The sequence below is a fragment of the Bombilactobacillus sp. ESL1094 genome (assembly GCF_058107425.1).
Genome location: NZ_JBYLUM010000001.1, coordinates 638,964 through 650,032, shown reverse-complemented (window position 1 = coordinate 650,032; position 11,069 = coordinate 638,964). Strand labels below are relative to the sequence as shown.

The following is an 11,069-nucleotide window of genomic DNA, read 5'->3' as shown; positions in this document are numbered from 1 at the left end:
AATAATTGATTTTTTTAATTTAATAATCCTTCATTAGTACCGAATTGCAACTCTTGTTCGTGAAAGTTATTAAACTAAAACGCTGATAGATTAAAAAACACTTTGCATTTTGGTACGTAGTTCGTTAAAATGTGGTAATTATTGTCGGATTGATGAATTAATGGTCAAACTTTATGCATATGAAGAATTTAAATTTCAAAGCAAGTTGTAAGATTGAATTAATTAATTTTTAATTTGGAGGAGTGTTATGGCAAAAAAGCAGCAGGAACCACAGTTAAATAAATCATTATCACCCAATCAAATGCAGATGATTGCTCTAGGTGGAACTATTGGTGTAGGGCTATTTATGGGCTCAGCTTCCACCATCAAGTGGACGGGGCCCTCGGTGATGTTAGCCTATGCGTTGGCTGGCGGTATCTTGTACTTAGTGATGCGTGCTTTAGGTGAAATGTTATATATTAATCCGGTAACGGGTTCCTTTGCGGATTTTGCAACGGAATACGTCCATCCTTTGGCTGGCTATTTAGCAGCGTGGAGTAATATTTTTGAATTTTTATTAGTAGGTATTAGTGAAACGATTGCAGTGGGGCAATATTTGCAATTTTGGTGGCCACATTTTCCTGGTTGGGTTGCCGGAGTGATCGTAGTTGTCACATTGGCGTTGGCTAATCTGGCCTCAGTCAAAGCTTACGGTCAATTAGAGTCGTGGTTTGCCCTGGTTAAAGTATTGACGATTATTCTGATGATTATTTTAGGACTGTTGGTAATTATTTTTGGCTTAGGTAATCATGGTCATCCGGTAGGAATTAGTAATTTGTGGTCTCATGGCGGTTTCTTTACGGGCGGTTGGAAAGGATTTTTCTTCTCCTTGTCCTTAGTCATTGCTTCTTATCAGGGAATTGAAATTGTGGGTATTACGGCCGGCGAAGCCCAAGATGCCCAAAAGAGTATTGTGAAATCCATTAAATCGTTGATTTTCCGAATTTTGATTTTTTACATCGGGGCAATTTTTGTCATTGTGGCGATTTATCCGTGGAATGAATTAGGAAAAATTGGGTCACCCTTTGTTCAGACCTTTGCGAAAGTCGGAATAACTTTTGCCGCAGAAATTATCAACTTTGTGGTTTTAACCGCAGCTTTATCAGGCTGCAACTCGGGCATTTTTAGTGCTAGTCGGATGATTTATACTTTGGCGGAGAACGGTAGCTTGCCAAAGACTTTGACTAAAGTTTCGAAGCATAAGGTTCCTTATTTGCCCGTAATTATCATGTCTGGTGGAATCTTAATTGGCTTATTGTTAAATGATTTTGTGCCCACAATGCTACATTTAAAAACCAATCCGTTTGTTTTAGTTTATGGTGCCAGTGTGTTACCAGGGATGATGCCGTGGTTCATTATCTTGATTAGTCATTTACGCTTTCGCAAGCAGACCGACGCCAAGGTGTTGCAGGAACATCCATTTAAAATGCCAGGAGCACCAGTGACTAACTATATTGCGCTTTTTGGTTTATTAATTACGTTGGTCTTTATGTTTGTGAATCCAGAAACACAAATTTCCATTATCATTGGTGTAGGATTTGAAGTGTTGATGGTGGTTGTTTATTTGATTCAAAATCGTGGTTTACAACCGAAAACGTCTAAGCAATTAAATTAAATTTACAGTGCTGTTGATTAATTTCAGGAGCACTTTTTTTGTCCTGATATTAAACTGAGACAAAATAAAAATGCTCGTATGAACGAACATTTTTTATGATGCTTGATGAATTAATGATTTTTTGTTTACAAGTCCCGTATTAAGCGTCTTGGGTTTTGAGTTTTGCAGTAGTTAAAGCCTGCTTTAAGATCGGTTGTAATAGATCAAATAATAAATCAAAGCCATCCTCATTAAAATGTAAACCATCAGCTTGCAAATATTGCTGCGGATTATTTTGTTGTTGCATGCTTTTTAACAGATTAATAAACGGAACTTGCAATTTGTGAGCAACGTGTTCTGCCGCCAAAGTAAATTGCAGTTGACGAGGCCAATTATGATTAAGATGATGGTGATAGTCAGTATACGGTGGCGATAAAAGAATTACTTTAGAAGTGCCGATGGTTTGAATTAAACTGGTTAGATTATTCGTGAAAAAGCCAGGTTTAATTTCATCATGAATAGAAACATCATTTACACCAAATCCCAAAATGACGATGGTCGGATCTAAAGCCACCAAATCGCGGTTGACATGAGTTAAGGCGTCAGTAGTTTTGTGTCCCGGAATAGAGAGATTAATAACCTCGTCTTCAGGAAAGGCTAGGGCGATGCGCTTGGTAAAGGTCTCGGTAACTTGATTGTGATATACTCCGCCGAGAATTTCGTCACCAAACAAAACAATTCTTTGCATAGCAAAACCTCTTTAGTTAAGTGTGATAGCGTTTAAAATTTTGATATAATAAGTGCTAAATATTAATTTAATCATATCATGAGTGAGGCAGTTAAATGCAAGATTTTATGAATTATAATGAATATTCACGACAACAATGGGCGCAATTTCACGGTGCTAATTTACAGACGGTTGATACAGCAGATCTCCAACGAATCCGTTCAGTTGACGATCATATTTCGTTGACAGATGTCCGGGAAGTTTATGAACCACTACGACATTTGTTACATATCTATTTTAAAAATTATCAGCAGTTACTAATTAAAAAAGCTGACTTTCTAGGCAAAAAGCCGCATCCAACACCATTTATTATTGGAATTAGTGGCAGTGTGGCTGTTGGTAAAAGTACCACAGCACGGCTTTTAAAAATTATGTTAGAACGTGCTTACCCCCAATATAAGATTGCCCAGATGACCACGGACGGTTTCTTGTATCCCAACCAAGAATTAGAACGACGGCAGATTTTAAGTGAAAAGGGATTTCCGTGGAGTTACGATAATGAAAAATTACTGCAGTTCTTAGAAGCGGTCAAAGCCAATCAAGGGACCGTTACTTATCCACTATATTCGCACGAAATTTATGATATTGTTCCCGACCAGCAAGGAAAATTAGAACAGCCGGATATTTTAATTTTAGAGGGGATTAATGTTTTACAATTACCACAAAATCAAAACTTATATGTGAGTGATTATTTTGACTTTTCTATTTATGTGGACGCAGATCCACAACTCATAGAGCAATGGTATTTGAAACGCTTTTTAGGCTTTTTACAAACGGAAAAACAAAATCCTAACCCGAACGATTATTATTATCGTTATTTAAGTCAACCCCAGGAACAAGTTTTGCAGCAAGCCCATCAAGTTTGGCAAGATGTTAATTACAAGAATTTGGTTGAATATATCGCACCTACGATGAACCGTGCCGATGTTATTTTGCACAAAACGAAACAACATTTAATTGATCGAATTTTTTTGCGGAAATATTAATTGCAGTGGTTGATCTAGTCGCTTCGGATGCTCAAAGCTTGCGTTTAACTACACCTAAAAACTCAAGTCAAAGACCGACTTAAGCTTTTAGGTTAGGTTAGTCCTCGGCTTTTCACCGGTTTTTGTCGCAGTATTTTAATTAGCGCTCACAGCAGCAGAAGTTTGCGTCTAGCTACGATAAAGTTCTCAAGTTTAAAAACCAAAACTTAAGTCCTTTATCTAGGCTATACTCAACTTCCAAGCGCTGCTGGTCGCAGTATTTGATATGTTTTGGGTTCTATCTTTTGTAAAATTTGTGGCAATTGATTGCGACAAAGTAAACTTAATTGGTGCATTGCTCTAGTAGCAATGGTATATAAAATGCCTTGATCGCCTAATGTGTGATAATTAGCATCACTAATGTCGTAAGCAATCACCGCATCGAATTCTAAGCCTTTGGCTAAATAAACTGGTAAAATTACTAAGCCTTGTGGGATTTTTAACGTTTCTTGTGAAAGTAGTTGATGCTTGAGTCCAATTTGTTCACTCAGTTGTTGGGCTTGTAGTTGGGTCTTCGTAATTAACGCGACTGTTTGGTACTGCTTGAGTAAAGCTTGTGCTTGTTGTTTAGCAACAGTGATTAACTGGTTGCTGATAATAATTGTTGGCAGGTGGCCGGATCGATTAAAAGCTTGAATTTGTGATCCGCTCGGAATCAATTGCTTAGCAAAATTCGTAATTGTAGCTGTGGAACGATAGCTTTGATTGAGGGTGATCAAACTGGTCTTCGAACTATTTAACAGTTGCGCAATCGTTTGAAAATGCTCACTCGGTAAGCCATCAGTTTGGTAAACATTTTGTTCAATGTCGCCTACCAGTGTTAATTGAGCGTTAGGAAAAGCTTGGTGCAGGTACGCTAATTGCACATAAGAGTAATCTTGAATTTCGTCCACAAATAAATATTGAATTTGATGATTTTGTCCACGACCAGTAATCAGATGCCGTAAATATAAAATGGCAGTGGCGTCGTCTAAGTGGAGCTGATGTCGTTCGAGATGGTCATTAATTTCGGTAATCATTTCTTGCCAAGCTGTGGTGGTAATATCAGTTGGTTGAACTTGCTTGAGCAGCTTGATATAGGTCTGGACTTCATCAAAGAAATAGTCATTATAGATGGCATCATAAAGTGGTAAATAATATTGCTTTAATAAATAATGGCTGAGAGCTTGTTGCTGTTGTGTTAAATCGGCGTCTAATAAGTCTTGCTCCTGTAAAATTTGTTGATATTGTTCATCACTTAAATTATCAAAGCTTTCACTGACCCAATCAGCATTTTGCTGACTACGCATTAAATGCTTGACTTGATTAATTAAATGATTTTTAGTTTTTAAATATTTGTCACCAGCTAATAAGTTTTTCGGCCAACTGGCAAAGATGTGACTAATGTCTTGAGCAGAAAAAATAATTTGGCCTTTAAAATATAAATTACTAAATACTGGCTGGGAAAGATAATCAGCGTAATGATCTAAAATTTTGACTAAGGCAGTACTCTCTTTAAATTGGCGAATTTTTTGATAGCTAATTGTTTGTTGCACTTGGTCATTTTCAAAACGTTCAAATAAAGTTTCAACATGAAATCCTTGTAACCGTTGCGTCAAAAAGTCACTAAAAGTTACTTGGCGCATATTTTTTTCGCCCAGACTAGGCAATACTTCAGCAATATAATTGGAAAATAAACGATTGGGCGAAAACAGAATAATCTGATCGGCATCTAAATTTTGGCGACTATGATATAACAAGTACGCAATGCGTTGCATGATAGTCGAAGTTTTACCAGAGCCTGCCACGCCTTGAACAATTAAGATGTTGGATTTGGTGTCACGAATAATTTGATTTTGTTTGCGCTGAATAGTTGCGACAATATTTTGCATTTGCGCACTACTAGCTTGCCCAAGCACGTTTTGTAAAATCTCGTCACCGATCGTTTCATTGGTATCAAACATATTTTTGATTTGGCCTGCTTGAATGGAAAACTGCCGTTTGCGTTTTAAATCAACAGTCTGTTGCCCTAAAGGTGTTTGATATTTAACTGGACCCAAAGTGCCGTTGTAATAAATGGCGGCAATCGGCGCCCGCCAATCATAGATTAAAAAGTCAGCACCTTGTTCATCATCTAACGAAGCAATGCCAATGTATAAGGAATCGTCATCCCCCTCTTCAGTAATATCAATGCGTCCAAAATAAGGTGAACCTTGTAAATTGTGTAAGTTGATTTGCTTTTTTTGTAAAATTTCTTCATTACTGGTAGCACTGTTTAATAATTGTTTTTGTTGCTGCGTGGTGGCATAAGTTTCCATGATATCATCAGTTTCAATATAGTTGGCCCGAGTGTTAGCGCCATAATTGATTTCGACTCGTCGACGTTCTTTTTTAGCTTGCAATAATTTTTCTGAAGTGCTTTGTAATTGATCAGTAATTTGTTGTTCGACAAAATCTAAGTGTGCTTGTTCGTCAGCTTGTGAATTATTAGGAAATGACATGATTGATCCTTTCAGTAAATTATTAATTGGCACTAAAATTAATTATTAAGAAGTTCGTAGTTAATTGTGATAAAATAACACTTAAGATTGATCAACTAATATTCTAAAATGAATGATGGCTGATACAATTCAGTACTTTGATGTAGTTTCATTACAATCACGTTAACAGTTAATGGAACATCTAACAAGTATCTATTAAGCGCAAAGTATTATTTAATTGGGAAATTAGAAACTGACTGGTTGCTGAAAAGTTAGCCCTATTATTTAAGAAGTGGAACTTAATACTAGATTATTTTAAAGTAAGTGGTAGAAATTTATTTCTGCAAAACAGGTGGTACCGCGGTCATTCGTCCTATTGTTCAGTGAACAATAGGACTTTTTATTTGGGGCGCAGTGTTTGATATAGCGCTCCAAGTACCAAAAGCCTGTGCCTAACTACGAATAAACCATCAAGTTAAAAACCACAACTTAATGGTTTATCCTAGGTTAGTCCGCGGCTTTTAAGCGGCACTTGTCGCAGTGTTTGATATAGCGCTCCAAGTACCAAAAGCCTGTGCCTAACTACGAATAAACCATCAAGTTAAAAACCACAACTTAATGGTTTATCCTAGGTTAGTCCGCGGCTTTTAAGCGGCACTTGTCGCAGTGTGTTAATTAGCGCTCCAAGTACCAAAAGCCTGTGCCTAACTACGAATAAACCATCAAGTTAAAAACCACAACTTAATGGTTTATCCTAGGTTAGTCCGCGGCTTTTAAGCGGCACTTGTCGCAGTGTGTTAATTAGCGCTTCAAAAACCAAAAGTTTGCGTTTAACTACACCTAAAAACTCAAGTCAAAGACCGACTTAAGCTTTTAGGTTAGGTTAATCCTCAACTTTTAACCGGTTTTTGTCGCAGTATCTTAATTAGCGCTCCCAGCAGCAGAAGGTTGCGTCTAGTTAAGCTAAAGTTCTCAAGTTTAAAAACCAAAACTTAAGTCCTTTATTTAGGCTATACTCAGCTTCTAAGCGCTACTGGTCGCAGTATATTATTTAATAAGGAGAAATTATTATGACAGGACATACAATTCTAACAGCAGATCGGCCAACCGGCAAATTACACATTGGGCATTATTTAGGTTCCTTGAAAAATCGGGTGCGTTTGCAAAACAGTGGTCAGTACCAAAGCTTTATAATGATTGCTGATATGCAGGCTTTAACTGATAATGCGCGTAATCCGGAAAAAATTCGAAACAGTTTGATTGAAGTAGCGTTGGATTATTTGGCAGTGGGAATTGATCCTAGTAAATCTACTATTTTTGTACAATCACAGATTCCCGCATTGAATGAATTAACCATGTATTATTTAGATTTAGTTTCTGTCGCCCGACTAAAACGTAATCCGACTGTCAAAACCGAGATTCAACAAAAAGGATTTGGTGAAAGTGTTCCGGCGGGCTTTTTGGCTTATCCAGTTAGTCAAGCTGCCGATATTACCGCCTTCAAAGCAGATACCGTTCCAGTTGGCGATGATCAAGAACCGATGTTAGAGCAAACTAGAGAAATTGTGCGGACCTTCAACTCAACTTATCAAGCTGCAGTTTTGGTGGAGCCACAAGGCTTGTTTCCGCCTAAGGGTCAGGGACGTTTACCCGGAATAGACGGCAATGCCAAAATGAGTAAATCATTGAATAACGCCATTTATTTGTCGGATTCTGAAGAAGATTTGCATAAAAAAGTAATGCGTATGTACACAGACCCAGATCATATTCATGTAGAAGATCCGGGGAAAATTGCTGGAAATATTGTCTTTCAATATTTAGATTTATTTGGTCAAGATACTGAAAAAATTGCGTCCCTAAAAGAGCAATACCAACATGGTGGTTTGGGTGATGTGAAAGTTAAACGGTATTTGGAAGAAGTTTTAAATGAAGTTTTAACACCAATTCGGAAGCGTCGAGCTGAATATGCGCAAGATTTAGGTGCGGTTTATCAGATTTTACAAACTGGTAGTCAAAAGGCCAATGAAGTTGCCCAACAAACTTTGCAAGAAGTGCGGCAAGCCATTGGGGTCAATTATTTTAATTAAGTTTGAGAAAAAGTGGGGCTTTCAGCACCGCTTTTTTTGTATTCGCAATTACCAATCTCATTTTAGGACACGATATATTTAAAAAAATATCTTGTAAATGCTTTCGGAGAAGATTAATATTAAGCTCAAAGAAAAATAATTAATGGATTAGACCAATCTTATTTTTAAAGCCATAGGCATGAGATTGGCTTTAATTATTAATTACTAATCTGAAAATCCTGGTTGAAGGAGGATGTCATGTTTTCACCAAGTCAAGTGCACCAGAGAATTTACCAGCAACAAACTGATTTTTTAACTGACTTGCAAAAATTGATGCAAATTCCGAGTGTGAAGTCGCAAGCTCAACCGCAGGCGCCATTTGGTCTGGGACCACGGCAAGTGTTACAAGAGATAGTTCAACTAGCTCAGCAATATGGCTTTACAGCTAAGGTGGTTAATAACGCAATGGCTTATGTCCAGTGGGGCTTGGATAATCAAAATTATCAAGCCATTGTGGGCCATTTAGATGTCGTAGCTGCGGGCAATGATTGGTCAAGTGAACCCTTTGCTGTCACGCAAGTGCAGCAAATGCTGTATGGCCGCGGTATTTTGGATAATAAAGGGCCCAGCTTTACATGTTTATATGGTATGAAAATTCTTAAAGATTTGGGTGTGAAACCGCACCACACTATTCGCTTGATTTTTGGTTCTGACGAAGAAAGTGGCAGTCAAGATATTGCACTATATTTACAGCAAGAGGCACCGCCGACTTTTGGGTTTACCCCGGATTGTAAATTTCCAGTAGTCTATGGTGAACGCGGGATTGTTAATTATCAAATCACGACACCATTTGCGGGCGCTGAATTAGCCAACTTTTCGCAAATTAGTGGTGATCAAGCCAGTGATCATGTTCCGGATCAATTACAAGTACAAATCAATGGGCAAACCTATGCTGTTAAAGGACAAAGGTCACCAACTAATGCGCCGGAAATGGGGCAAAATGCGATTACTTATTTAGCAAAATTGCTTAATGAACAACAATTAGTAACAGGGCATTTAGCCCAATACTTTCACTGGTTAGAACGGAGCTTTCATGAGCAACACTATGGTGAAGGACTCAATTTAGCGTTACACGATGAAGCGAGTGGTAAGTTAATTCAAACGCCATACAGTTTACAAAAAGACCACCATAATTTGGTGTTAAAAGTCGCAATTCGCTACCCAGTTTCATTTACCGAGCAACAAGTAACTGCTGGCATGAAGCAAGCATTATTTTCTGGGAGTCAATTAACAATCATTCGCAGTTTGCCGAGCGTTTATCATGATCCGAACGATGCGAGAATTCAACAATTATCCCAAATTTATCAACAAGTGACGAACTTGGATGCTACGCCGGTAACGACAACGGGGGCAACTTATGCCCGTGTGATGCCCAACATTGTTGCCTTTGGCCCGTCATTTCCAGGCCAAAAAGGAATTGCGCATAAACAAGATGAATGGATGAAACTAACGGATCTGTTAACCATTATGGAGATCTATACGCAAGCAATTTATACCATGACACGGTAAGAAAGGAAACAATCAATGACAAAATGGGGAACAATTGCCACGTGGCGCATGTCATATGAAGGCTTAGTTACAGCTAGTAAACTTTTGGCTGAAGATGAATCTGCTGGTGATGCTGTTGAAGCTTTGATCAAGGAAGTAGAAGGCTATCAATATTATAAATCTGTTGGATACGGTGGGTTACCGAACGCTTGTGGCGTTGTACAAATGGATGCCGCCTTTATGGATGGCACTACGTTAGCACAAGGCGCCGTGGCTGGGATTGAGGATGTTAAGCATCCCATTAGTGTGGCCAAAGCTTTAAGTCAGAATCACTACAATAGTTTTTTAGTAGGCACCGGCGCAACGCAATACGCCAAGCTGCACGGTTTTGAAACGACTAACATGTTGACAGCTCGCGCTAAAAAAATTTGGGAAAATAAAAAATTAGAATTGCAACAACAATCCTTAAATCCATACGATGGTCACGATACTGTAGGCGCCATTGCTTTAGATCAAACGCAAGCGCTGGCGGTCGGGACCTCCACGTCGGGTTTATTTATGAAACAACCGGGTCGTGTGGGTGATTCGCCGTTGTCCGGTTCTGGCTTTTACGCTGATAGTCAAATCGGGGCCGCAGCGGCTACCGGTTTAGGTGAAGATATTATGAAAGGTTGTTTGTCTTACGAAATTGTGCGGCGAATGGCCGCCGGTTTGACACCACAACAAGCCTGTGATCAAGCAGTTTATCCGTTTATCAGAGATTTAAAACAGAGATATGGTCAAGCGGGTGAATTTTCCTTGATTGCCATGAATCCTCAAGGCCAATGGGGAGTAGCTACGAATGTCGAGTTTACTTTTAGTGTGGCAACTGAACATAGTCAACCCCAAATTTTGATTGCTTATCCAGCGAAAGCTGATACAACCAAGATTCAACCGGTTAGTCAGCAGTGGTTAGACGAATATGAGCAACGCATCAAAAAGCCAATTGATTAGTTGAGGGGTAGAAATGATTAAAGCAATTATTATTTTGGATCAAATTCAAGCCGGTTTAGGCGGCAAAGAAAAAGCTGATACGCCATATGGTGGCAAACGCTTAGCTATGGGGAGCGCGGCAGCGATTGAACAGGAATTAAAGGCCCAGTCGGGGACATTATTAGGAACTTTTTACTGTGGTACAGACTACTATCGTGCTCATGCCAGTGTAGTTCAAAGTAAATTTGCCAAGATGGCAGAAAAAATGGCCGCTAACTTGATTATTTTAGGACCAACCTATGATTACCCTGAGTTTTCGCAAATGGCCTGTGAATTAAGCGCCTATCTTCAAAAAAATACGCAAATTGCGCCGATTGTGGCATTAGCGCAAGAAAAAAATACCGCATTAATTAATCAGTATCACGAAGAACTCACTTTAGTTAAAATGCCGAAAAAAGGCGGCGGAGGTGTGGATCAAGCCGTTAGTGATTTAGTTAAAGGTGGAAATATTCTAGTTGATCAAGGTGATTTAACCAGTTTTAAAGCTGAGTATTGTTATTAACTAATTGATGAGGGGGA

8 protein-coding genes are annotated in these 11,069 nt (G+C 38.6%); 6 read left to right on the top strand and 2 right to left on the bottom strand.

The window, feature by feature from the left end; all coding sequences use genetic code 11:
• Window positions 1-247 precede the first annotated feature (247 nt).
• On the top strand, window positions 248-1,654 hold the full coding sequence (locus AC3B5S_RS03425; RefSeq protein ID WP_489769235.1) for an amino acid permease: 1,407 nt from the start codon (window positions 248-250) through the stop codon (window positions 1,652-1,654).
• A 139-nt stretch (window positions 1,655-1,793) separates the two neighbouring features.
• Here AC3B5S_RS03425 and AC3B5S_RS03420 read toward each other — a convergent pair whose 3' ends face one another.
• Window positions 1,794-2,381, bottom strand: coding sequence for an SGNH/GDSL hydrolase family protein (locus tag AC3B5S_RS03420; RefSeq protein WP_489757079.1), 588 nt, complete (start codon window positions 2,379-2,381; stop codon window positions 1,794-1,796).
• Window positions 2,382-2,476: 95 nt separating this feature from the next.
• Here AC3B5S_RS03420 and coaA point away from each other — a divergent pair, with 95 nt between their 5' ends.
• Window positions 2,477-3,406 carry a type I pantothenate kinase gene (coaA, locus tag AC3B5S_RS03415; protein WP_489774731.1) on the top strand — a complete coding sequence of 310 codons (930 nt, stop codon included), beginning with the start codon at window positions 2,477-2,479 and terminating at the stop codon, window positions 3,404-3,406.
• Between the two features lie 230 nt (window positions 3,407-3,636).
• On the opposite strand, the gene helD is transcribed toward coaA, so the two are convergent.
• Window positions 3,637-5,925, bottom strand: coding sequence for an RNA polymerase recycling motor HelD (helD, locus tag AC3B5S_RS03410; protein ID WP_489790068.1), 2,289 nt, complete (start codon window positions 5,923-5,925; stop codon window positions 3,637-3,639).
• Window positions 5,926-6,974: 1,049 nt separating this feature from the next.
• Between helD and trpS the strand changes: the two genes are divergently transcribed.
• The 4 genes from trpS to AC3B5S_RS03390 all read left to right on the top strand — a co-directional run bounded on the left by trpS (window position 6,975) and on the right by AC3B5S_RS03390 (window position 11,052).
• Window positions 6,975-7,991, top strand: coding sequence for a tryptophan--tRNA ligase (gene trpS, locus AC3B5S_RS03405; protein WP_489757082.1), 1,017 nt, complete (start codon window positions 6,975-6,977; stop codon window positions 7,989-7,991).
• A gap of 237 nt (window positions 7,992-8,228) precedes the next feature.
• A complete protein-coding gene (locus AC3B5S_RS03400) occupies window positions 8,229-9,539 on the top strand; it encodes a Sapep family Mn(2+)-dependent dipeptidase (RefSeq protein ID WP_489790067.1) in 1,311 nt (436 codons plus the stop codon).
• 15 nt (window positions 9,540-9,554) lie between these two features.
• Window positions 9,555-10,511, top strand: a complete 957-nt coding sequence (locus AC3B5S_RS03395) for a glycosylasparaginase (protein WP_489790066.1) — start codon at window positions 9,555-9,557, stop codon at window positions 10,509-10,511.
• Window positions 10,512-10,527: 16 nt separating this feature from the next.
• Window positions 10,528-11,052 carry a GrdB-related putative oxidoreductase gene (locus tag AC3B5S_RS03390; protein ID WP_489757702.1) on the top strand — a complete coding sequence of 175 codons (525 nt, stop codon included), beginning with the start codon at window positions 10,528-10,530 and terminating at the stop codon, window positions 11,050-11,052.
• Window positions 11,053-11,069: the final 17 nt, after the last annotated feature.

Bases quoted from the DNA above. Each gene is read 5' to 3' on its own strand.
- AC3B5S_RS03400 (WP_489790067.1), top strand. From the start codon at position 8,229: ATGTTTTCACCAAGTCAAGTGCACCAGAGAATTTACCAGCAACAAACT.
- AC3B5S_RS03425 (WP_489769235.1), top strand. From the start codon at position 248: ATGGCAAAAAAGCAGCAGGAACCACAGTTAAATAAATCATTATCACCC.
- trpS (WP_489757082.1), top strand. From the start codon at position 6,975: ATGACAGGACATACAATTCTAACAGCAGATCGGCCAACCGGCAAATTA.
- AC3B5S_RS03395 (WP_489790066.1), top strand. From the start codon at position 9,555: ATGACAAAATGGGGAACAATTGCCACGTGGCGCATGTCATATGAAGGC.
- helD (WP_489790068.1), bottom strand. From the start codon at position 5,925: ATGTCATTTCCTAATAATTCACAAGCTGACGAACAAGCACACTTAGAT.
- AC3B5S_RS03420 (WP_489757079.1), bottom strand. From the start codon at position 2,381: ATGCAAAGAATTGTTTTGTTTGGTGACGAAATTCTCGGCGGAGTATAT.
- coaA (WP_489774731.1), top strand. From the start codon at position 2,477: ATGCAAGATTTTATGAATTATAATGAATATTCACGACAACAATGGGCG.